This window comes from Ensifer canadensis, assembly GCF_017488845.2.
In the GTDB taxonomy this organism is placed as follows: domain Bacteria; phylum Pseudomonadota; class Alphaproteobacteria; order Rhizobiales; family Rhizobiaceae; genus Ensifer; species Ensifer canadensis.
Genome location: NZ_CP083370.1, coordinates 36,239 through 59,061, shown reverse-complemented (window position 1 = coordinate 59,061; position 22,823 = coordinate 36,239). Strand labels below are relative to the sequence as shown.

General features: G+C 62.1%; 20 protein-coding genes. 3 read left to right on the top strand and 17 right to left on the bottom strand.

Translation table 11 applies throughout. From position 1 onward, the window contains the following. Positions 1 to 308: 308 nt before the first annotated feature. Positions 309 to 2,720 (top strand): methyl-accepting chemotaxis protein, encoded by a 2,412-nt coding sequence (locus J3R84_RS00280; protein WP_203527341.1) that lies wholly within the window; start codon positions 309 to 311, stop codon positions 2,718 to 2,720. Positions 2,721 to 2,794: 74 nt separating this feature from the next. Here the strand turns inward: J3R84_RS00280 and J3R84_RS00275 are convergent, their stop codons facing one another. Next, entirely contained in the window at positions 2,795 to 3,739 is a 945-nt protein-coding gene (locus J3R84_RS00275) for a nucleoside hydrolase (protein ID WP_051509148.1), read from the bottom strand. A 158-nt stretch (positions 3,740 to 3,897) separates the two neighbouring features. Between J3R84_RS00275 and J3R84_RS00270 the strand changes: the two genes are divergently transcribed. Both J3R84_RS00270 and J3R84_RS00265 read left to right on the top strand, forming a co-directional pair. Continuing rightward, on the top strand, positions 3,898 to 4,329 hold the full coding sequence (locus J3R84_RS00270; protein WP_025425716.1) for an Hsp20 family protein: 432 nt from the start codon (positions 3,898 to 3,900) through the stop codon (positions 4,327 to 4,329). A gap of 47 nt (positions 4,330 to 4,376) precedes the next feature. Next, positions 4,377 to 4,634, top strand: a complete 258-nt coding sequence (locus J3R84_RS00265) for a BQ00720 family protein (RefSeq protein ID WP_025425715.1) — start codon at positions 4,377 to 4,379, stop codon at positions 4,632 to 4,634. 120 nt (positions 4,635 to 4,754) lie between these two features. On the opposite strand, the gene trmB is transcribed toward J3R84_RS00265, so the two are convergent. The 16 genes from trmB to J3R84_RS00185 all read right to left on the bottom strand — a co-directional run bounded on the left by trmB (position 4,755) and on the right by J3R84_RS00185 (position 22,677). Continuing rightward, positions 4,755 to 5,453 carry a tRNA (guanosine(46)-N7)-methyltransferase TrmB gene (gene trmB, locus J3R84_RS00260; protein ID WP_025425714.1) on the bottom strand — a complete coding sequence of 233 codons (699 nt, stop codon included), beginning with the start codon at positions 5,451 to 5,453 and terminating at the stop codon, positions 4,755 to 4,757. Positions 5,454 to 5,552: 99 nt separating this feature from the next. Then, on the bottom strand, positions 5,553 to 6,791 hold the full coding sequence (gene metK, locus J3R84_RS00255) for a methionine adenosyltransferase (RefSeq protein WP_025425713.1): 1,239 nt from the start codon (positions 6,789 to 6,791) through the stop codon (positions 5,553 to 5,555). 197 nt (positions 6,792 to 6,988) lie between these two features. Beyond that, positions 6,989 to 7,405 carry a helix-turn-helix domain-containing protein gene (locus J3R84_RS00250; RefSeq protein WP_025425712.1) on the bottom strand — a complete coding sequence of 139 codons (417 nt, stop codon included), beginning with the start codon at positions 7,403 to 7,405 and terminating at the stop codon, positions 6,989 to 6,991. A gap of 147 nt (positions 7,406 to 7,552) precedes the next feature. Continuing rightward, positions 7,553 to 9,148, bottom strand: coding sequence for an apolipoprotein N-acyltransferase (lnt, locus tag J3R84_RS00245; RefSeq protein ID WP_203527339.1), 1,596 nt, complete (start codon positions 9,146 to 9,148; stop codon positions 7,553 to 7,555). 219 nt (positions 9,149 to 9,367) lie between these two features. Continuing rightward, positions 9,368 to 10,534: a hemolysin family protein gene (locus J3R84_RS00240; RefSeq protein ID WP_025425710.1), complete on the bottom strand. Its 1,167-nt coding sequence runs from the start codon at positions 10,532 to 10,534 to the stop codon at positions 9,368 to 9,370. 12 nt (positions 10,535 to 10,546) lie between these two features. Then, on the bottom strand, positions 10,547 to 11,053 hold the full coding sequence (gene ybeY / locus J3R84_RS00235; RefSeq protein WP_025425709.1) for an rRNA maturation RNase YbeY: 507 nt from the start codon (positions 11,051 to 11,053) through the stop codon (positions 10,547 to 10,549). An 18-nt stretch (positions 11,054 to 11,071) separates the two neighbouring features. Further along, positions 11,072 to 12,127: a PhoH family protein gene (locus J3R84_RS00230; protein WP_025425708.1), complete on the bottom strand. Its 1,056-nt coding sequence runs from the start codon at positions 12,125 to 12,127 to the stop codon at positions 11,072 to 11,074. A 26-nt stretch (positions 12,128 to 12,153) separates the two neighbouring features. Then, a complete protein-coding gene (miaB, locus tag J3R84_RS00225; protein ID WP_025425707.1) occupies positions 12,154 to 13,551 on the bottom strand; it encodes a tRNA (N6-isopentenyl adenosine(37)-C2)-methylthiotransferase MiaB in 1,398 nt (465 codons plus the stop codon). A gap of 72 nt (positions 13,552 to 13,623) precedes the next feature. Beyond that, positions 13,624 to 14,415, bottom strand: a complete 792-nt coding sequence (gene olsA, locus J3R84_RS00220; RefSeq protein WP_025425706.1) for a lyso-ornithine lipid O-acyltransferase — start codon at positions 14,413 to 14,415, stop codon at positions 13,624 to 13,626. Between the two features lie 93 nt (positions 14,416 to 14,508). Next, complete coding sequence (locus J3R84_RS00215) at positions 14,509 to 15,006, bottom strand: GNAT family N-acetyltransferase (protein ID WP_025425705.1); 498 nt, start codon at positions 15,004 to 15,006, stop codon at positions 14,509 to 14,511. Positions 15,007 to 15,012: 6 nt separating this feature from the next. Next, on the bottom strand, positions 15,013 to 15,672 hold the full coding sequence (gene tsaB / locus J3R84_RS00210) for a tRNA (adenosine(37)-N6)-threonylcarbamoyltransferase complex dimerization subunit type 1 TsaB (protein ID WP_025425704.1): 660 nt from the start codon (positions 15,670 to 15,672) through the stop codon (positions 15,013 to 15,015). Between the two features lie 121 nt (positions 15,673 to 15,793). Beyond that, positions 15,794 to 16,360 (bottom strand): NifU family protein, encoded by a 567-nt coding sequence (locus tag J3R84_RS00205; RefSeq protein WP_025425703.1) that lies wholly within the window; start codon positions 16,358 to 16,360, stop codon positions 15,794 to 15,796. 108 nt (positions 16,361 to 16,468) lie between these two features. Then, the gene (locus J3R84_RS00200; RefSeq protein ID WP_025425702.1) at positions 16,469 to 16,960 is read right to left on the bottom strand and encodes a universal stress protein; all 492 of its coding nucleotides are present in this window, start codon (positions 16,958 to 16,960) and stop codon (positions 16,469 to 16,471) included. A 52-nt stretch (positions 16,961 to 17,012) separates the two neighbouring features. Next, positions 17,013 to 18,077 carry a tryptophan--tRNA ligase gene (gene trpS / locus J3R84_RS00195; protein WP_057204292.1) on the bottom strand — a complete coding sequence of 355 codons (1,065 nt, stop codon included), beginning with the start codon at positions 18,075 to 18,077 and terminating at the stop codon, positions 17,013 to 17,015. A gap of 155 nt (positions 18,078 to 18,232) precedes the next feature. After that, entirely contained in the window at positions 18,233 to 19,837 is a 1,605-nt protein-coding gene (murJ, locus tag J3R84_RS00190) for a murein biosynthesis integral membrane protein MurJ (RefSeq protein ID WP_025425700.1), read from the bottom strand. Beyond that, entirely contained in the window at positions 19,834 to 22,677 is a 2,844-nt protein-coding gene (locus J3R84_RS00185) for a [protein-PII] uridylyltransferase (RefSeq protein ID WP_025425699.1), read from the bottom strand. Before J3R84_RS00185 ends, murJ begins: the two co-directional genes overlap by 4 nt. Positions 22,678 to 22,823 lie beyond the last annotated feature (146 nt).

The window sequence follows — 22,823 nt, the reverse complement described above, 5'->3', positions numbered from 1 at the left end:
CTTTCAGCGGGCAACGACCCTGAAAATCACTCTTCGACAGCCTTTGCGCAATCCGGACAGTCTTTGTCGCGGAGGTAAAACTTTGCGCGGAAATTCTCCATGAGCGGCGCATGAATTGGCCGTTGCGTTGGCCCAATCTTAAGATTTGCTCGGCTATTCAAGACCATGAGAAAGCCGGTTCCCCAAGGAATGGGCAGCCTCCTTAATGCCGGTCGGCATCTGGCGCTCCATGATGGAGTTTCACCCACATTGTGAAATGCGTTCGCCGCAGGTTGTCTCCTGCGGACCTCCCAGCACGTGAGGATTTCATGTTCAAGTTCCAAGCCAAATCGCTGGCGACCAAGCTGATCGCGGTGACAGGCGGCACGATCGCGCTCGTGTTGCTCGCCTCGAACTTCGTTCTCATCTCCCAGACACAGGAGCGCGTCGAAACGCTGGTGCTCGACCAGGCAACCGGCGAAGCGAAAGCCATCACTTCTGATATCGCCGGCGGCATCGGCGAACTGGCAAGCGCTTCGCGCTCGATGGCCGGCATCCTTGGCCGCAGCCACGCGGAAAAATCGATGGAACGCGCCGGTGTAATCAACATCCTCAGGGCCAATCTCGAACAGAACCCATTCGCCTTCGGCAGCTGGTTTGCCGAAGAGCCCAAGGCCTTTGACGGCCGCAAGGAGGACGTGGCCAACAACAAGGAGCTGGGTGCCAACGAGGAAGGCATCTTTGCGCCCTACTGGTCGAAAAACCGCGAAAACGAGATCCAGTTCTCGACCTTCCGCGCGGACTACGCGGCGGAATGGTACAGCCTTGCGGCAAAGAGCGGCAAGGGCGCAATCACCCCGCCCTATACCGCGCAGGACACCGATGTCCCGACTGCGATGAGCTCGATCGCCTATCCGGTCACGTCCAACGGCAAGCTGATCGGCGTTTCTGGCGTCGACATCTCGCTCGCTTCGCTGGCGGACGGCCTCTCCAAGCTGAAGCCGTTCGAAACCGGCCGCGTCTACCTGCTGTCCCAGACCGGCAAGTGGCTGGTCGCGCCGATCCCGGAGCTTTTGCTCAAGGATTATGACGGCGAAGGCAACGAGGTCGTCAAGAAGGCACTGGCTTCGGGAACTTCGGGCGTCGTCAAGAACCTGTCCTACGACGGCAACGAGCCCTTCGACCGCGTTGTCTACCCCTTCGCCGTTTCGGGTGTGAACACCAGCTGGATCGTGCTCGTCGACGTGCCGCGCACGGCGATCAACGCGCCGGTCCGCGACCAGACCTACATGATGATCATCGGGGGCCTGGTCGTTCTCGGCGCGGTGCTGCTCGGCCTTTACTTCGCAGTCCGTGGTTTTGTCCAGCAGCCGCTTGCAGGCCTCGTCAGGGACGTCCGCAACCTCAGCAACGGCGACTACGGCAATTCGATCACCGGCCAGGACCGCTCCGACGAGACGGGCCAGGTGGCAAAGGCGCTCGAAGGCTTCCGCCACCAGCTGGCCGACACCAAGCGGCTCGAAGGCGAAGCCCGCCACGAGCGCGAGCAGGCGGAACACGAGCGTAGCCGTTCCGAGACCGAGCGGGCCGAATCCAGCGCCCTCCAGCGCGACATCGTCGCCCGCCTCGGCAAGGGTCTTTCGCACCTCTCCTCCGGCGATCTCGCCTTCCGCATCACCGACGAATTCCCCGGTGAATATGCCCAGCTGAAGCGCGACTTCAACGCGACAATGGACAGCCTCGAAGAGACGATCCGCACCGTCAACCACTCCATCGTCAACATCGGCAACGGCACCAGCGAGATCAGCAGCGCCGCCAACGATCTGTCGCACCGCACCGAACAGCAGGCGGCAAGCCTGGAAGAGACGGCGGCAGCTCTCGACGAGCTGACCTCGCAGGTCAACGCCAGCGCCGAGAACGCCAAGGTCGCCGCCAAGTCGGTGGACGTGGCCAGCAGCGATGCCGGACAGTCCGGCGAAGTGGTGCAGAAGGCGATTGCCGCGATGAAGGGCATCGAGCAGTCGTCGCACGAGGTCAGCCGCATCATCGGCGTCATCGACGAGATCGCCTTCCAGACCAACCTGCTGGCGCTCAACGCCGGCGTCGAAGCCGCGCGCGCCGGTGACGCCGGCAAGGGCTTCGCCGTCGTCGCCCAGGAAGTCCGCGAGCTTGCCCAACGCTCGGCAAACGCTGCCAAGGAGATCAAGACGCTGATCAACACCTCGGCGGGCCAGGTGCGCGAAGGCGTCGACCTCGTCGGTCGCGCCGGCGGCGCGCTCGAAAAGATCGCCGAACAGGTGGTGCAGATCAACGGCCTCATCCGCCAGATCTCGAGTTCGGCTTCCGAACAGGCCGTCGGCCTCAAGGAGATCAACTCGGCCGTCAACCAGATGGACCAGGTGACCCAGCAGAACGCCGCGATGGTCGAAGAAACCACTGCCGCCGGCATGGCGCTCAACGAGGAAGCACGCTCGCTGAGCACGCTGGTCGCCCGCTTCCGCGTCGCTCAGCGCTCGGGAACGACGGCAGCCCAGCCGAACTCGACGGAGATGTTGCGCGGTACGGCCGAGCGCATGCGCTCGGCCGAACGCCCGGCACCCGCACCGGCTCCTACCTATGCCCGCGACACCCGTCCGGCACCGAGTGCCGCGCGCGCCGGCTATACGCCATCGACCCAACGCGTCCTGACACAGACGTCCGGCGCCAACGCGTTGGCACAGGACAATTGGGAAGAGTTCTGATCCAGTAATCGATAAAGCAAAAAAACGGCGCCTCTCGGGGCGGCGTTTTCTTTTGTGGTTTTGGCTCGCGGCGATCAGATGCGCGCCAGCCGCTCTGTCAACAGGTCGAAGAAACCCTGATCGTCGATATGACGCATGACCTTGGCATTGTGCGTGCGGCCCGTGACCTGCCACCAGTCGACCACGGTCATGCCTGATGTCAGCGGCGACTGAACTTCGATCTCGACATTGCAGTCACGACCGGTGAAAAGCTCCGGCCGCAGGAGGTAGGCGATGACGGTCGGATCATGCAGCGGGCCGCCGTCGGTGCCGTACTTTTCGATGTCGAACCGCTCGAAGAATTCCAGCATTTCCGCCATGGCGATCGCCGGTGCGCTGCCGATCTCACGGATCTTCGCCACGCGCGCCTTGTGCGTCAGCACCCGGTGGGTGACGTCGAGCGGCATCATCACGATCGGAATACCCGAACGGAAGACGATGTCGGCCGCTTCCGGATCGACATAGATGTTGAATTCGGCCGCCGGCGTGATGTTGCCACCCTCAAAGAAGCCGCCGCCCATCATCACCAGTTCGCGCACCCGCGGTGCAATGTCCGGCGCCTTCTGAAGGGCAAGCGCGACGTTGGTCAGCGGACCGAGCGTGCAGAGCGTGACCGTGCCAGGTGCTTCAGCGCGCAACGTGTCGATGATGAAGTCGACGCCATGCTGGGCCTGAAGCGCCATCTTCGGCTCGTCGAGAACAGGTCCGTCGAGACCGGTCTTGCCGTGCACATGCTCGGCAGTGACGAGCGGACGGGCGATCGGCCGGTCGGCGCCGGCGAAGACCTTGACTTTGGTCCTGTCGCACAGTTCGCAGATGATGCGGGCATTGCGCGCGGTCATGGCCAGAGGAACGTTGCCGGCGACCGTCGTGATCCCCAGGATATCGATTTCTTCCGGACTGCCGAAAGCGAGCATGATGGCGGCGGCATCGTCCTGCCCGGGATCAGTGTCTATGATTATTTTTCTCGGCACAGGCACGCTTGTGTTCCTCCTTCGGATTCTCGCGCTGCGGACTATGATTTGCGTGCACGCCGGAGGCAAGCGGCTTGCGCTCATTGCGCACAGCTACCATATTGGAAGGGGATGCTGCTTGGCAGGTCCGCAGAATGGTCGCTTGATCTTACAAGGACTTGGGAATGAGCAGAATTACGCCTTTCACGAGCCCACTCCTGCTGGGTTTCGACACAATGGAAAAGACCCTTGAGCGTATCGCCAAGGGAAATGACGGCTACCCGCCCTACAATATCGAGCGCATCCGCGGCGACGATTCGGTCGATGCGCCAGAGCGATTGCGCATCACGCTCGCCGTCGCCGGCTTTTCCGAAGAAGATCTCGACGTCACGACCGAGGAAAACCAGCTCGTCATTCGCGGCCGTCAGATCGACACCGGCGATCGCGATTACCTGCACCGCGGCATTGCCGCCCGGCAGTTCCAACGCACATTCGTGCTTGCCGACGGCATGAAGGTGCTTGGCGCGGAATTGCGCAACGGCCTGCTCTCGGTCGATCTCGTTCGTCCGGAACCGGTGCGTATGGTAAAGAAAATTAACATTTCAGTCCCAGAGTAGGATAACCGGCGGGATTTTCCCCTGGCCGGCGACCACGGAGTACCACCATGGGACTGAAAGCCATCACCTCGTCATTGTCAAAAAACGACCTCGCACATCTGGGAGAGGGCGAAGTCGGCTATATCAGAAAGATGCGTTCGGAAGAGGTTTCCCGCTGCTTCCCGGAAGCGCCTGAAATGGGACCGGGCATCGATCTGTGGGCCCTGTTCGGTGCGGACGGCACGCCGATCCTTTTGACCGACAACCGCTCCAGCACCTTCTACAAGGCTGCAGAAGACGATCTGAAGACCGTCAGCCTGCATTGATCGTCAGCTGCGGCGAAGCTCGCCGCTGGAACGTCAAGGCGCTGCGCGTCAAATCTGGCGCGCAACAGAAGCTGCTGCAACGCTTCGAGTGTCCTTAATATGCTGTGCGTAGACCGCCGCTTAAACGCGACGGAAGGTAAGATAGGCGGAACTCCGCCCTTCCCTGCGCGCCTTGGCCTCGTAGCGCGTGCTCGGCCAGCCCTCAAACGGCGTCAACCAATCCGATGCCTGTTCGGCCGTCCATTCGAAGGCGGCATGGTCGCGGCAATGCAGCAGCGTCCAGTTGACGTAGGTGTCGATATCGGATGCGAAGCAGAAGAGGCCGCCGGGCTTCAGCACCCGTGCGAAGCGGTCGAGATTGACGCTGGAGACGAAACGACGCTTCCAATGCTTGCGCTTCGGCCAGGGGTCAGGATAGAGCAGGTCAACCTGGTCGACGCAGGCGTCCGGCATCCAATCGAGCACCTGCGTGGCGTCGTCATTGTAGAGACGAATGTTGGAGACACCCTTCTCCTCGATCTGCCCGATCAGCTTCGCCATCGAATTGACGAAGGGTTCGACGCCGATGAAACCGGTCGAGGGGGTCTCGGCCGCGCGGTGGATCAGATGCTCGCCGCCGCCAAAACCAATTTCCATACGGACGCGATCGACCGGCTCGGGAAAGAGCGACTTCATGTCCTGCGGCGCGGCAGTGCCGAGATCGAGCTTCAGCTTCGGTAGAATGGTTTCGAGGTGTGCCGCCTGGCGCTCGCGCAAGGGCTTGCCCTTGCGGCGTCCGAAGAAGGCTTCCGTGGCGCGGCTGCGGCGCGGTTCAGTCATGACAATCTTCCTTCAACGAGCAAGGCGGACACCCCTTTCGGGGGCATCCGCCTTTATCTTTAGCGGCCGGACGTTCTGTGTCCGGCAAATGTCGAAGCGTCAAGCCCCGATGGCTTCCTTGAGCGGCTTGACCAGATCAAGCTTCTCCCAGGAGAACGAGCCGTCACGGCCGGCCTTGCGACCAAAGTGGCCATAGGCAGCGGTCTTGGCGTAGATCGGCTTGTTGAGGTCGAGATGACGGCGAATGCCGGTCGGCGACAAGTCCATCGTCTTGCGGATCGCGCTTTCCACCTGGTCCTCGGAGACCTTGCCAGTGCCGTGCAGGTCGACATAGACCGAGAGCGGCTGGGCAACGCCGATGGCGTAGGAAAGTTGGATCGTGCAACGATCGGAGAGGCCGGCAGCAACGACGTTCTTGGCGAGGTAGCGGGCTGCATAGGCAGCCGAACGGTCGACCTTGGTCGTGTCCTTGCCCGAGAAGGCGCCGCCGCCATGCGGAGCTGCGCCGCCATAGGTATCGACGATGATTTTGCGACCCGTCAGGCCGGCATCCCCATCCGGGCCGCCGATGACGAACTTTCCGGTCGGGTTGATGTACCAGGTGCAATCGCTGGCGATCTTCAGATCGTCAAGCGCTTCGCGGATATAGGGTTCGACGACCGCACGAACCTTGGTCGAATCCCAGCTCTCATCGAGATGCTGGGTGGACAGAACGATCGAGACGACTTCCGCCGGCTTGCCGTCGATGTAGCGAACGGTGACCTGGCTCTTGGCATCCGGGCCGAGCTTGGCGACTTCGCCGTCGCCCTTCTTGCGGGCGGCTGCGAGCAGATGCAGGATGCGGTGCGAATAATAGAGCGGCGCCGGCATCAGTTCCGAGGTCTCGCGGCAGGCGTAACCGAACATGATGCCCTGGTCGCCAGCACCCTCTTCACCCTGCTTGTCGGACGCGCTGTCGACGCCCTGGGCAATGTGTGCGGACTGGAAGTGCAGGAGCACGTCGATCTTGGCCGTTTTCCAGTGGAAGCCGTCCTGCTCGTAGCCGATGTCGCGGATCGCCTTACGTGCGGCAGACTTGAACTTCGAGGGGTTGATGACGTCGTTGCCGTTCTTGTCCTTCTTCAGAAGGCTCGGCGGCAGGCGGACTTCGCCGGCGATCACAACGCGGTTCGTCGTTGCCAGCGTTTCGCAGGCAATGCGTACGCCCCAGGGATCGACACCGGTCTTGGCAGCTTCGCGGTAGACCAGATCGACGATCTCGTCGGAGATACGGTCACATACTTTGTCCGGGTGGCCTTCGGCTACGGATTCACTCGTGAACAGGTAGTTTGCACGCATGCGGGAATTCCCCTCAAGAAGATAAGCGCTGGCATCGTGTTAGTGGTTTTGCGACCGAAAAACAAGCGAACAACGACATAAATATATCTTTATATCGACATCGGAGCCAATCACTTCCGATATCAGAGGGAAACGGCGGACAAGAAAAAAGCGGCACAAATGGCCGCTTTGTTTTCCAATCCCGATGGGTTTCGGGACTATTCGCTTTCTGCTTCCGCAGCCAGAGCCTTGACGAGGTCGACAAGCTTGCGACGCACCTTGGGATCGTTGATCTTGACGAACGCGCGATTGAGCTGAAGGCCTTCCGAGGAAGAGAGGAAGTCGACAACGTAGTTCGAGCTGGAGGCTTCGGCCAAGCCGGAAGCGCTGGTGTTTTCACCGGGAGCGTCTTCGAAGAAGAAGGAAACGGGGACGTTCAGGATGCTGGAAATGTTCTGCAACCGGCTGGCACCAACGCGGTTCGTGCCTTTTTCGTACTTCTGGATCTGCTGAAAGGTGATCCCCAGGCTTTCGCCCAGTTTTTCCTGGCTCATGCCAAGCATCGTGCGGCGAAGGCGAATCCGGCTACCGACGTGAATGTCGATCGGGTTCGGCTTCTTTTTATTTTCCATCATATCTGCGTTCCTAAACACGCTGTTTCGATCATCCACGGACTGGCGTGGGGACACCGCACACCGCTGCAACCGCAACGGTGAAGACAAACGAGTCGCCACAGCAGAAACCGATGGTCCGGTCCACTATGCAATTTTAGGGGTTTTAGGTCAATTCTTCCTAATATTAAAACTAACACGCGAGAAGGCTGCAACCAGCAGGAGGAAGATTGCGCACAACCCGAAAATGCGGCTACGAATGACCTCATTCGTGGGCGTAGAAAGCCTTCCCGGCAGAATTGTGTCGATCACTCCCCTATAATTGTAGGCCAATCCTACCACTAAAACCCCACGTGCATCAACAATCGCTGATATACCATTATTGGCTGCACGGATAAGGGGTAATCCCGTTTCCACTGCACGCAACTGCGCCTGATGGAAGTGCTGACGGGGGCCCGGCGTGTCGCCGAACCAGGCATCATTGGTGATGTTGAGCAGCGCGTCGGCGCCGCGCGCATCAGTGCCGATCTCGTCGGGGAAAATCGCCTCATAACAGATGAGCGGGTAGAACGTGCGCCCGCCGGGCAAGGTCAGTAGCGACCGGGTCTTGGCGGCCGAGAAACCACCCGGCAGGGCGGCCGCGACCGAGCTTAGGCCCCAGGACGAGAGCATGTCCTCGAACGGCAGATATTCACCAAAGGGAACGAGGTGCACCTTGTCGGCAGCACTCATGATCTGCCCGCGTTCGTCGATGACGTAGATCGAGTTGTAATAGCGCGGCGGCAGGCCGGCGCCGGCATCTTCCGCTCGCACCGCGCCGGCAATGAGGATCTGCCCGTCATCGAGCACTTCGGCAATGCGCGCAAGCGCATCGGGACTGTCGGTGAGGATGAACGGGATCGAGGTTTCCGGCCAGACGACGATATCGGGCTTCTTGGTTTCACCTTCGGCTGGTGCCGTGGTCAAAGCCAAATGCTCCTCGAAGATGGCGCCGCGCTCGCTATCATCGAGTTTCTTTGCCTGATCGATCACCGGCTGAACGAGGCGAACGGCAAGCGGCTGATCCGGTCCGCCGGGCGCCGGCAGCGCAAGCCGATAAAAGCCGAAGCCGGTATGGGCCGCGAAAAGCGCCACAGCAAGGCTGAGACCAATACGGCTGCCCTTGCCGGTCGCGATAAGGGCCGGCGCCGCAAAGACGAAAACCGCCAGCATGTTGATGGTTGCGAGGTTCAGGACACTTGCCGACTGCATCATCAACGGCATCGGCATCGCCGCATAGCCGATCGCATTCCAGGGAAAGCCGGTAAAGATGAACGAGCGCAACCATTCAGCCAAGCCAAAACCCAGCGCCAGTGCTGCGATCCGGCCCACGCCATCCGACCAGAGGATGCGGGCAATCAGGGCCGCGAGCGCATAGAACAGGGCAAGGCACGCCGGAAGCCCTACGACTGCCAGCGGCAATGCCCAGGCGAAGCTGTCCGCCTCCACCAACAGTGCGTTACCAAGCCACCAGAGCCCGCCGAGGAAATAGCCGAAACCGAACGCCCAGCCGATGCAGACTGCCGGCCAGAGCCGCCGGATTACGCCGCCGTCCGGATGGCCGGTCGCGCCGTCGAGCAGCCAAACGAGAACAGGAAAGGAGAGGAAGGCAGCCGCAAAGATGCCGAACGGCGGCTGTGTCAGAACAGCCAGGAGGCCCGCGGCAAACGCGAGCAATAGCCGGGGGGCGCCCGACAGAAGCATGATCCTGCCAGCCAGTCTTTCCATGCAGCCTCCTGTTGGCGCAGGCCGCGAAACACGACGCTGCGCGGGAAGAACAACCGAATCAGTTGCCGGCAGTGTTCCAAAAAAGTGGCTGCTTGTCCCCTTTGCAGCACCACGCGTCGAATTTGACGCGCAAAAGGGACGCCACCGATCGAGGATCGGTGGCCGTTCTCAGCGAAGGTCGAGACCGAGCTTCGCTGAGAAAACAATGTGGGGAAAAGCCTATTGCTCTCCGGCGGCGGCCTGTTGCGGCTCGGTACCGTTGCCGCGATTGGCGGGCGCCTGTTCCTGTGCCAACTCGCCTTCGGATCGCACGATGCGACGACGGGCCGGCGGACGCTTGCGCATGATCCGCACCCGCTTGACGCGGCGAGGATCGGCGTCGAGGATTTGGAACTCAAAGCCTGGCAGTGCCTGCACCACCTCGCCCCGCACCGGAATCCGCCCCAGCGACGCGAAGATCAGGCCACCGAGCGTATCGACATCCTCAAGCTGTTCGCGAACGTCGAAATCGGAACCGATCGCTTCGGCGATCTCCTCCAGCTCGACGCGGGCATCGGCGACGAAGACGTCCTCCGAGGTCTTGGCGAACATGACCTCGTCGTCGTCATGCTCATCCTCGATGTCGCCGACGACCATCTCGACGATGTCTTCCAGCGAAACGAGACCATCGGTGCCGCCATATTCGTCGATGACGAGCGCCATCTGGATACGAGCGGCCTGCATGCGCTGCATCAGGTCCGAAGCAAGCATCGACGGCGGCACGAACAGGAGCTGGCGGATTATGCCCACCTCCTCCAGCGACTTGCCGAGATCGACACGCGACAGATCGAAGGTCGCTTTCGGCGATCTTGGTGTCTTTTCAGCCGAAGACGACGACGCGGCGGTAGTCTGAGCCTTGCCGTTGCGACGGCGGTTGCGGGCCTGCTTGGTCACATAGGCGAGCAGGTCGCGAATGTGGATCATGCCGCGCGGATCATCCAGACCTTCGTTGTAGACCGGCATGCGCGAGCGCCCCGATTCCTCGAAGATCACCATCAATTCGCCAATGGTGATGCTCTGGTCGACGGCTTCGATATCGGCGCGCGGGACCATCACGTCTTCGACGCGGACTTCGCGGAAGCGCAGGATGTTGTTGAGCATCGCCCGCTCTTCGGGCGAAAATGCCGTGTTGCTGTCGGCGTCCGTCAGCAGTGCGTCGGCAAGGTCCTCGCGGAGGCTCGAAGGATTGGCACCACGCAAAATGCGCGCGGCCCGGCTCCAGAAGGACGATGTGGATTTGGTGCCCTCTTGTCGAGTGGCGGTGCTACTACTGCCCGCCTCCGCCTCTCCGGAGGCATCGGCCTCCTCGGTCGCCATTGCGACGGGCTGTGTTTTAAAGTCGCTCATTGGTCCAAACTGTTAATCCGGGGATCGGTCCCCGTAAGGATCAGATAAGCCAAGACGCGCCAAAATGCGAGTCTCCAGGCTTTCCATTCTTTCGGCTTCATCATCTACCATATGATCATAACCGAAAAGATGCAGGAATCCATGCACGAGAAGATGCGTCAGATGCGCATCGAACGTCTTCTCCAGACCCTCAGCTTCGCGCTCGAGGGTTTCGCGCGCAACGATGATGTCGCCGAGCATCGGCCCCGGCATCTTGCCGGGCGTCAGCGGAAACGCCGGGAAGGAAAGCACGTTGGTCGGCTTGTCCTGGCTGCGCCATTCGGCATTGATCATGCGAATGGAAGCGTCGTCGGTGAAAACCAGCGACAGCTCGGGCTGCATCTTCGGGAACGGCTGGCCCTCTTCCGCAGTCAGGAAGGCTGCGGCCGCCTCGAGCACCGGCGACGAAAAGGCGAGAAGCGTCTCTTCGTCGGGCCAATTGCCCTCCTCGACGCTGATCTGGATATCCAATGCAGTCATGATCGCAACGACCGCCGATCAGCGGTCGCTCTGCTCGCTTTCATCGTGCACGGCGGTCTGGGCCTCGTAGGCCCGGACGATGCGTGCCACCATCGGATGGCGCACGACGTCGACGTCCTTGAACCGGACGACCGAGACACCCTCGACGCCGCGCAGGATCTGCAAGGCCTCGACCAGACCCGATTTGACGCCGCGCGGCAGGTCGACCTGGCTCGGGTCACCGGTCACGATCATCCGGCCGTTTTCGCCGAGACGGGTCAGGAACATCTTCATCTGCATCGATGTGGTGTTCTGGGCCTCGTCGAGAATGACGGCGGCATTGGCAAGCGTGCGACCGCGCATGAAGGCCAGGGGTGCGATTTCGATGACGCCTGCCGTGATGGCACGCTCCACCTTGTCGCCCGGCATCATGTCATAGAGCGCATCGTAGAGCGGCCTGAGATAGGGGTCGACCTTCTCCTTCATGTCGCCCGGCAGAAAGCCGAGGCGTTCGCCGGCTTCGACGGCCGGACGGGAAAGCACGATGCGGTCGACGGCACCACGCTCAAGAAGCTGCGCCGCATGGGCAACCGCGAGGTAGGTCTTGCCGGTACCGGCCGGACCGACGCCGAAGACGAGCTCGGAACGCTCCAGCGCGCGGATATAGGCATCCTGCGTCGGCGTGCGGGCGACGATCGTCTTCTTGCGCGTTGAAATCTGCGCCATCGTCAATTTGGCTTTTTTCTCCATGGTCGGCAATTGCAGCTGGTCGTCGGCAGCGACCGCCATGCGGATCGCGCCTTCCACATCCGACGTATCGATCGATCCGCCACTCTGCAACCGTCCATAGAGAAAATCGAGTGCGCGGCGCGCCTGATTGGTGGCAACGACATCACCTGAGATCGCAACGGAATTGCCGCGCGGGTGCGCTTCGATCCGGAGGCGCTCCTCGAGGAGCTTCAGATTCTGATCGAACTGCCCGAAGAGTTCGCTGGCGAACCGGTTGTTCTCGAATGTGAGCACGAAGTGATTGGCGTCTGTCGCAGTTGTTTTCGACTGGCGCGATGATGAAGAGATCAGTTCGTGTCCGTTCAAGCGGTTCAGGCTCCTGTGTTTGGTCCTTACCCGATCATCTCGGCAAACAGACTGTTCGGTCCCGCCTTGATGATTCGCACCTTGATAATGTCACCGATTTGCGATGCTTTTGCATCAACATTCACGGGCTGCAGCCAGGGGGACCGGCCGACGAGTTGCCCGGGCATGCGGCCCGGCTTCTCCAAAAGCAGGTCGATTTCGCGTCCGACACAGGATTCGGCAAAGGCGCGCTGCTGCGAAATCAGCAAAGCCTGCAATCTTTCCAGACGCTTGGCTTTTACGTCCTCCGGAACCTGATCCTCGAGGTCGGCGCCGGGCGTGCCGGGACGGGTCGAATATTTGAACGAAAATGCCTGTGCATAACCCACGGCCTCGACCAGCCTTATGGTCGCTTCGAAGTCTTCGTCGGTCTCGCCGGGGAAGCCGACGATGAAATCACCCGACAAGGCGAGGTCCGGCTGCACCGCGCGGATGCGCGCGATCAGCGCCAGATACTCGGCCGCCGTATGCCGCCTGTTCATCGCCTTGAGGATGCGGTCGGAGCCTGCCTGGACCGGCAGGTGCAGATAGGGCATCAGCTTCGGCATCGATCGATGCGCCTCGATCAGGCTGTCGTCCATGTCGCGGGGGTGGCTGGTGGTGTAACGCAGCCGCGCCAGCCCCTCGATGTCGCCAAGACATTGCAGCAGATCGCCGAGGCCCCATTCGCGGCCGTCGGGGCCGAGCCCATGCCAGGCGTTGACGTTCTGGCCGAGCAAGGTGATCTCGCGCACACCGGCTTCGACCAGCTTTTCCGCTTCCGAGACGATCTGGGCGACGGGACGGGAGACCTCCGATCCGCGGGTATAGGGAACGACGCAGAAAGTGCAGAACTTGTCGCAGCCTTCCTGCACCGTCAGGAACGCTGTGACGCCGCGCGCGCGGGTCCTGGCCTTGTCGGGTGCCGGCAGATGCTCGAACTTGTCCTCGACGGCGTAGTCGGTCTGGACGACGCGCTCGCCGTTGCGCGCACGCTTCAGCGCTTCCGGCAGACGGTGATAGGTGGTCGGCCCGATGACGAGGTCGACCGCCGGCGCGCGGCGCAGGATCTCGTTGCCTTCGGCCTGGGCAACGCAGCCAGCAACGCCGATCACCATCTCCCGGCCCTCGAGCGCCTTCGCCTTCTTCAGATCGCGCAGGCGACCGAGTTCGGAATAGACCTTCTCTGCCGCCTTCTCGCGGATGTGACAGGTGTTGAGCAGGACGAAGTCGGCATCCTCAAGCACATCCGTCGAGACATAGCCGTCACGCGTCAACGCATCCGACATGCGGTCGGAATCGTAGACATTCATCTGACAGCCGTAGGTCTTGACGAAAACCTTGCGGGCCGGCGTGCGTTCGTCGCCCGTTGCGGGCGTCGTCAGAAGAGCTGTTTCCTGGGTCATGCCGGTTCTTTAGTGCAAAGCGGGTCAGAATTGAAGTATTTTTGCCTGCCGGCATTCACGTGGCCACCAGCGTCAGGCCCGTCCGCGCAGGCGGTCCGACAGCATCGAGCGGATGCGCTGCTCGATCACGCGGCTGACTTCCTTGCGGTTGGTGTGGTGGTCGTAGTCGACGGCCTCGCCGAAATCGACATCCACCTCGATCGCCCCTTCGCGCAGGATACCGAGCAGATGCGGCACCAAGCCGGTATCACCGGGCCAGGCGGCGATCGGCCTGTTGAAGCGCCCCATCGGCATTCCGTGAATGCCCGTATAGGATATGGCGACCGGCTGAACGTGGACCATGCCGGTCGGTGAATGCGGCACAGCAGAAGCGGCTGCGCCGAACAGCGACGTCTTGATTTCGAGCAGGCGGTTGCCGTCGGAGGTCGTGCCTTCCGGGAAAAGCACGACGATCTCGCCGCAAGCGAGCCGCTGGCCGATCTCGCTGACCTGCTTTCCGGTCGACCGCTTTTGCTCGCGCACCACGAAGATCGATGCCTGCAACCGCGCGAGAATGCCGAAGACCGGCCATTGCTTGACCTCGGACTTGGCGACGAAGACGACGTCGGCAACCGAAGACAACACCAGGATATCTTTCCACGAGGCGTGGTTGGCGCACAGAAGCAGCGGCCGGCGGCGTTCGGGCATGCCATGGACGCGCACCTTGATGCCGAGCAGATAACAGGCCATGCGGTGCCAGTAGCGCGGCAACAGGCGGCGCGGCTTCAGATCGAGCCAAAGGCAGACGATCTGGATCGGCATCAGCACGAGCGAGGCCAACGCCAGCACCAGCGCGAACAAAATGATCCGCAGCCAATTGATCATCGAAAAGGATTTCCTGCGCCGTTCACGCGCCACTCCGCATGGTTGCGCGAAGCCCCGGTTCATCCGGGGCGTGCCGAACCAATCCGGTTCGCACTAGCGAAGATCGAGCCGCATGACAAGCGCAGCGGTGCGCTGTCCTGTCTTGTCCTGGTAATAGGCGCGGCGTTCGCCGACCTTGAGGAAGCCGAGCTTACGGTAAAGCCCGATCGCGGCCTGATTGGTCTCGTCCACTTCGAGGAACAGCGTGTCCGATCCCTTGACCGAAGCTTCGCGCATCGCCGCCTGCATCAGCCGCCAGCCGAGGCCGGAACGGGCATAGCGCGGATCGACGCCGATGGTCAGGATTTCGGCCTCGCCGGCCACCGCACGCGACAGAACGAAGCCGCCGAAGGCAGGCCGGAGCGAGCCGTTGGTCTGGCGAGCGACAAAGCCGAACACCGTGTCCTGGACCAGCAAGGCGTGGATTTCGCCATCGCTCCAAGGCGCCGCGAAGCGCTGGCGATGCAGGCCGGCGGCGGCGATGAGATCCGGCTCTTCCAGCGGGAAGATGTCGAATTCGGCACGGCGCGTGAAGTAATCGGTGAAGTTCATCTGTGTCTAGGCTCGGGCAACGGCAAAGCCCGCTTGCGGCTTGGCGTCGGGCCCACGAAGATATAGCGGCTTCGGCTTGGCCGAGGCTGGATCAGCAATAACACCGAGCCGCGCAACGACTGCGATATCGACGAGATCCGGGGTCTTGACCGGCGTCAGAGAGGCGAGCAGTTCGGCGCCCGAACCGGCCACGCATCCCTCGAAACCGGCAAAGCGGTCGCGGGCAACCGTGACCGACAGCGCTTCCGGCTCCGTGACGGCATGGCCTGCGGCATCGTAGGCCTGGACATAGACCTCGTCGCGCTTGGCGTCGATCGCGACCAGCACCGATTTGCCCGGCGCCGCGGAACGGGCTTCTTCTGCGATAACGTGAAGGGAGGAAATGCCGACCGCGGGCTTGCCAAGCGCAAGCGCCAGTCCGCGCGCCGTCGCGACCCCGACACGGATACCGGTGAACGATCCCGGGCCGATGGTGACGGCGATGCGGTCGATATCGCCGATCGGGCGATCGGCTGCGACGAGCGCCTCGTCGACGAACTCCATCAGCCTTTCGGCATGGCCACGGCCGATGTCGGCACCGGATTGCCCGAGAACTGCCGACGAACCACTGTCATAGATGGCAGCGGAACAGCCGGACCCTGATGTGTCGATGGCAAGTACGATCATTTCAGTTGCAGCGATTTCCAGACGCATCATGCCGCGAAGCCCGATCGGCATCGCGGTTACGCTTACTCACACTAGTGATCAGCTGCAGCCTCGAAAGGCGCAGCCGTTCGCCATCGCGATATCAGACGGCTTCGACCGCTTCCACCTCGGGAACGAAATGCCGCAGCAGATTCTGCACGCCATGCTTCAGGGTCGCCGTCGACGACGGGCAGCCAGAGCAGGCACCCTTCATGTTCAGGAACACGGTACCGTCCTTGAAGCCGCGGAAGGTGATGTCGCCACCGTCCTGAGCCACCGCCGGGCGAACCCGGGTTTCGAGCAGTTCCTTGATGGTTGCGACAATGGTCTCGTCGCCGGGCTCGAAGAATTCGTCTTCTTCGTCCAGCTGCTCGGCGCGGCCCGCTCCGGCCATGATCGGCGCACCGGACATGAAGTGCTCCATGATCGAGCCGAGGATGGCGGGCTTCAGGTGCTGCCACTCCTGCCCGTCCTTGCTGACGGTGATGAAGTCGTAGCCGAAGTAGACACCGCTGACGCCAGGGATCGAGAACAGGCGGGCAGCAAGCGGCGAACCGGCGCGTGCTTCTTCCTCGTCGCGGAATTCGGCAGTGCCGCTTTCCAGAACGACCTTGCCCGGCAGGAACTTGAGCGTGGCCGGGTTCGGCGTGGCTTCGGTCTGGATGAACATGTCTCTCTCCGTCTCGCCGGGATCGGTTCCCTCAACCGGCTCTTTAGAATAATTCAAAAGAATATAAGATCTTCGTTCCGCCCTCGCAAGAGCGCAAAGAGACGCAGCTCAGCTGAGCGCGTCGATTTCCTCGTCGGTGAGCAGATCCGGGATGACCGTCACCGGGATCGGGAAGGCGGCCGCCTTGCCGGCGATCGACGACACCAGCGGACCGGGGCCCTCCTTTGCCGAGCCTGCGGCCAGAACCAGGATGGCGATGTCGCGATCCTCTTCGATGGCCGAATGGATCTGCTCGGTTGCTGCCCCTTCGCGGATGACGATTTCGGGTTCTATTCCGATGCGCTCGCGGACGGACTGCGCCACCTTGGCGAGCGTCGCTTCCGCCTCGTCGCGCGCTTCCGCACGCATGATTTCCTCGACCCCCAGCCATTGCTGGAAGTCGCCGTCGGCGATGACATAGAGCAGGACGAGACCGCCATTGGAATTCTTGGCGCGCATGCCAGCATAGTGGACAGCGCGGCCGCATTCCGGGGTATCGTCGATCACCGCCATGAATTTGCGGCGGTGACCTTCAAGTCGTGAGAGTCGGGTCGAGACCATGCGGCGAACATTACACTCCAGATAAGCCGCCGCAAGGCCTCATTTTCGCCTTTTACTGCAGAAATCCGATGATTTCGCGAACCTCGCTCATGGTCTTTTCCGCCCGCGCCCGGGCACGCTCGCCACCATCGCGAAGGATGGCGTCGATGTGGGCCGTGTCGCCCATCAGGCGGCGCATCTCGCCAGTGATTGGCGACAGAACCTCGACCGCCAGGTCGACCAGGGCCGGCTTGAACACCGAGAACTGCTGGCCACCGAATTCGCCCAGCACTTCTTCCTTGGTCTTGTCGGAAAGGGCCGCATAGATGCCGACGAGGTTTTCCGCCTCGGGGCGTCCCTTGAGGCCGTCGAGCTCGCTCGGGAGCGCATCCGGGTCGGTCTTGGCCTTGCGGATCTTCTTGGAGATGGTTTCGGCATCATCCATCAGGTTGACGCGCGAAAGATCCGACGGATCGGACTTCGACATCTTCTTGGTGCCGTCACGCAGCGACATGACACGCGGCGTTGCGCCGCCGATCAGCGGCTCCACCGGCGGGAAATAGGCATGAACAGGCTCTTCGCCGACGACCATGTCGACGCCGTAGCCACCACGACGGATGTGCTCCATGAAGTCGATATTGAATTTCTGGGCGATGTCGCGCGTCAATTCGAGATGCTGCTTCTGGTCGTCGCCGACAGGAACATGGGTGGCGCGATAGACGAGAATGTCGGCGGCCATCAGGCTCGGATAGGCAAGCAGGCCCAGCGAGGCGTTCTCGCGGTCCTTGCCGGCCTTGTCCTTGAACTGGGTCATCCGGTTCATCCAGCCGATACGGGCGACGCAGTTGAAGATCCACGCGAGTTCCGCATGCTGCGGCACGGCCGACTGATTGAAGACGATATGCTTTTCCGGATCGATGCCGGACGCGATGAAGGCTGCGGCGATCGAGCGGATCTGCCCCTTCAGGTCCTCATGCACGAGCTGCGCGGTGATCGAATGCAGGTCGACGACGCAATAGATGCAATCGTTGTTTTCCTGCAGAGCCACGAACTTGCGGATCGCGCCGAGATAATTACCGAGATGGAGGTTGCCCGTCGGCTGCACACCGGAAAATACGAGCGGCTTGAATTCGTTCATGTCGTCCTCAATAGGCTGGTGGAGGGCCCCAGGGTTCATCACCCATGTTGCTAACGGCATGGCTTATGCACGTCGGGCGGGGCGCGATCAAGTGGTGCGAATCCGAGTGGGCGACGCCGATTAAAATAGGCATCGCCGCTTCATCACCGGATGGTTCAGGCGTCTGCGTCCGGCGCTGGAGCAGGGTCTGCCTTGGCCTTCGCCTTGCGCTTGATGTTGCGGCGGATCATGCCGAGATTAGCGCCGCCGATACCGAAGGCGATCGCGAAATAGATCGCCATGGCGACGGCCACCAGACCGCAGAGCGTGGTTGCGCGCACGATCAACGGCGCTGCCGACGACACTTCGTAGGCCAACCACTGAAGAGCATAATGCAAGGCGAGCGCCATGCCGGCCGCGGCAATGACGAGACGGGGAATGCGGGTCAGAAGCGGAATGTCGCGTCCCCAATGGCCACGCCAGACGAGCATGCCGAACAGCAGCACGGCATTCACCCAGCCGGCAACGATTTCCGCCGTCGCGATGCCGCTTGCGCCCAGCCGCGGAAACAGCGTCAGCGCCAGCGACACGTTCACCGCAACCGAAATGCCGGCAAAGACCATCGGCGTGCGCGTGTCCTCGCGGGCAAAGAAGCCGGGGATGAACGCCTTGATCAGCACGAAAGCCGGCAGGCCGAGGCCGTAGATCGCCAGGATATGGCCGACGACCACCGTCGACGACGCGGAGAATTCACCACGTTCGAACAGCAGCCGGACAATCGGCTCCGACATGACAAGCAAGGCCGCCGCCGCCGGCAACGTCAGAAACAGGGTGAATTCCACCGAGCGGTTCTGCAGGTTCGCGGCCTCGTTGACGTTGCCGGAGCGCAGCGCGCGCGCCAGTTCCGGCAAAAGCACGGTTGCGACCGCAATGCCGACGACGCCGAGCGGCAGCTGGTAGATACGGTCGGCATAGACGAGCGACGACACAGCACCTTCCTGCGCCGAGGCGATGTTGGTGTTGATCAGGAGGTTGATCTGGGTGATGCCGCCGGTGATCGCGGCCGGCAACGCCAGCACCAGCAGCCGCCTGACATTGGCCGTCAGCCGCGGGCGGCGAAAGCCGATCTTGATGCCGGCGTCGCGCACCGCGACCCAGACGATCGCCAATTGCACGAGACCGGCCGCCATCACGCCCCAGGAGAGGCCGTAGCCGACCGCAATCGGATCCTGGCCGATGTACCAGGCATGGCCGAGGATGCCGATGAGGATGATATTGAGGAACACCGGAGCGATCGCCGCGGCGAAATAGCGGTGCAGCGAATTGAGCATTCCCGCCATCATCGCGGCAAGCGACATGCAGGCGAGATAGGGAAACATGATCGTCGCGAAGACGATGGTATTGCCGAGCTTCGCCGGATCATTGGCGAAACCGGGCGCGATCAGGTTGCTGACGATGAACGGCATCGTCAGTTCCATCACCACCGTCAGGAACAACAGCACGGTGAAGAGAACGCCGAAGACTTCTTCGGAGAACCGCCGCGCCCCTTCCATGCCGTTCGCCTCGATCTCCCTGGCAAAAAGCGGCACGAAGGCGGAATTGAATGCGCCCTCGGCAAAGAGCCGGCGAAAGGTGTTGGGCAGGCGGAAGGCGGTGTTGAAGGCATCGGCGACCGGGCCGGTGCCGAGGGCCGCCGCCATGAAGGTTTCGCGGATGAAGCCGAACAGACGGCTGCCGAGCGTGGCGCCGCCGACGGTTGCAAATTTCTTGACCAGACTCATGTTTCGGCTTTTGTCGTTCTTTGAGCGGAGGACGTGCCTACGGCAGGCGCGATGATGCCGGATGGCATCCGGTCTCGAACCTCGTCGGCCTCGTCGGCCATGACGGCCTTGAGGCGGGCGGCGATGTTCATCTGGCGGTTTTCACTGGTGACCTTCTGGCCGACGAGATCGGTGATGTAGAAGGTGTCGATGACCTTCTCGCCGAAGGTGGTGATGTGCGCCGAGGCAATGTCGAGCGAAAGGTCCGACAGGACGGCGGTGATCTCCGACAGCAGGCCGGGACGGTCGAGACACTCGACCTCGATGACCGTGAACTTGTTCGACAGCGTATTGCTGATCGTCACCTCAGGCGTAACAGTGAAGGCCTTGTTGCGCTTCTTGACCTTGGTGCGGCTGGCGATCACCTCCGGCAGCCGCTTGCGACCGGACAGCGCGTCCTCGATCAACCTGCCGATGCTGGCCGCCCGGCGCGTCTCGTCGCCGTCGACGGAAAACTCGCGGTTGACCAGGATCGTATCAAGCGCCCGGCCGTCCGAAGTGGTGAAGATCTGCGCGTCGACGATGTTGGCGCCCGCCGCAGCACAGGCGCCGGCGATGACCGTCAAGAGCCGCGGATGGTCGGGCGACAGCACGGTGATTTCGGTGATCGCATGGAACTGGTGCGTGCGCACCATGGTCGACAGCGCCTTGCCGGCGGCATCCGCCTCGCGGATGAAGCGGGCGTGACGCACCTGATCCTCGAGCGCCACGGTCAGCAGATAGGGTTGATAATGCAGCCGCACATAGGCTTCGCGCTCGCTTGCCGGCCAGTCGGTCAGCGCGTCGCTCAGCATCGTTGCCGCATGGGCAGCGCGCTCCTTGCGCGACAGCTCGGAGAAGCCGCCCGAAAGCAGGAGTTCGGTTTCATAATAGAGTGTACGGAGCAGCTGCCCCTTCCAGCCGTTCCAGACGCCCGGGCCGACGGCGCGGATGTCGCAGACGGTGAGGATCAAGAGCATCTTCAACCGGTCGAGCGACTGCACCCGCTCGGCAAAGTCGACGATGGTCTTGCGATCGTTGAGGTCGCGGGTCTGGGCGACCATCGACATTGTCAGGTGCTCGTCGATCAGCCAGGCGACAAGCTCGGTTTGCTTCGGCGTCAGGCCAAAGCGCGGGCAGAGCCGGCGCGCCACCTTGGCACCGGCGACCGAATGATCCTCCGGCCGACCCTTGGCGATATCGTGCAGAAGCACGGCGACGTAGAGCACCTCGCGGTCCTCGATCCCCGGCATCAGTTTGGCGACCAGCGGGTGGGCGTCCTCCTCGATGCCGCGCTCGACGCGCGAGAGAACGTCGACCGCGCGCAGCAGATGCTCGTCCACCGTATAGTGGTGGTACATGTTGAACTGCATCATCGAGACGATCTTGCCGAAATCCGGAATGAACCGCCCGAGCACGCCCGCTTCGTTCATGCGGCGAAGGATCAGCTCCGGCTTGCGGCGCGAGGTCAGGATCGACAGGAACAGCCGGTTCGCCTCCTCGTTCTCGCGCAGCTGCGGCTTGATCAAGCCGAGCGAGCGCGTCACCTGCCGAAGCGCTGCCGGGTGGAACTCGAGATTGTTGATGTCGGCGATGTGGAAGAAGCGCAAAAGGTTGACCGGATCGCGCTTGAACACATCGGGGCTCGAAAGTGCTATGCGCCCGCCGTCATCGACGAAGTCGAGCGTGCCGGCAATCTTGCGGCTGCGATGGGTGAAGCGGCCGATGATGCCGGAAAGGCCGGGCGCGTCCTTGGCCTGCTGGTCTTCGAGTGCGGCGCAGAAGATGCGGGTGAGATCGCCGACATCCTTGGCCACCAGGAAGTAGTGCTTCATGAAGCGCTCGACCGCCGAAAGGCCGGGGTGGTCGTGATAGCCGAGCGCCTCGGCGATCTCGCGCTGAATGTCGAAGGACAGCCGTTCCTCGGCCTTGCCGGTCAAGAAATGCATGTGGCAACGCACCGCCCAGAGGAAATCCTCCGCCTTCTGGAACAGCTTGTATTCCGTGCGGGAGAGGACGCCGAGCTTGATCAGATCGGCCGAATCCTTGACCCGGTAAAAATACTTGGCGATCCAGAACAGTGTGTGCAGGTCTCGAAGCCCGCCCTTGCCTTCCTTGACGTTGGGCTCGACGAGATAGCGCGTGTCGCCGGCCTTGCGGTGGCGCTCGTCGCGTTCGGCAAGCTTGGCGGCGATGAAGTCCGGCCCGGTGTTGCGCACGATCTCATGGTCGAAGCGCGTTTCGAGTTCAGCCGCCAGCGTTTCGGAACCACAGATATAGCGGGTCTCGAGGATTGCCGTGCGGATCGTCATGTCGGCACGCGAGAGCCGGATGCAGTCCTCGATCGTGCGGGTGGCGTGGCCGACCTTGAAGCCCAGATCCCACAGGATGTAGAGCATGAATTCGATGGCGGGCTCGGCCCAGACGGCCTTCTTCACCGGCAGCAGGAAGAGCAGGTCGATGTCCGAGCCGGGTGCCAGCGTGCCGCGGCCGTAACCGCCAACGGCAGCGACAGCGATGCGGCTTGCCGGGGCTGCATTGGCGGCATCGAAAATCTCGTTGAGCACGAAATCATGCAGCACCGTGATCAGCTGGTCCTGAAGCCAGGAGATACGCTCGGCGCAAAGGATACCGCCGCCATCGCCAGCAAACAGTTCGCGCGCCTTGGCGCGGCCTGCAACATTTGCCTGTTTGAAGGCCGCAAGCAGTGCCTGACGCATCGGTTCGCGCTGCTCGGCGTGGGCCGAGGCGATGAAGTCGCATTTCGCCCGAAGCGCCGCGACGTCGAGAATTTCGGGAAAGGAAGTTTCGTGTCTGCCCATGAAGTGCCGAGGGGCGTCCTGTCCGACTGGTTGCGTGGTCCGCTGCATGAAGAGCATTCCTGCATGCTCCCATCCGATCAAGGCCGAACCGGGACGTTGCAGCATTTCAAAATTAATACAGGCTCATCGCCACGCCCTCGAAAGGC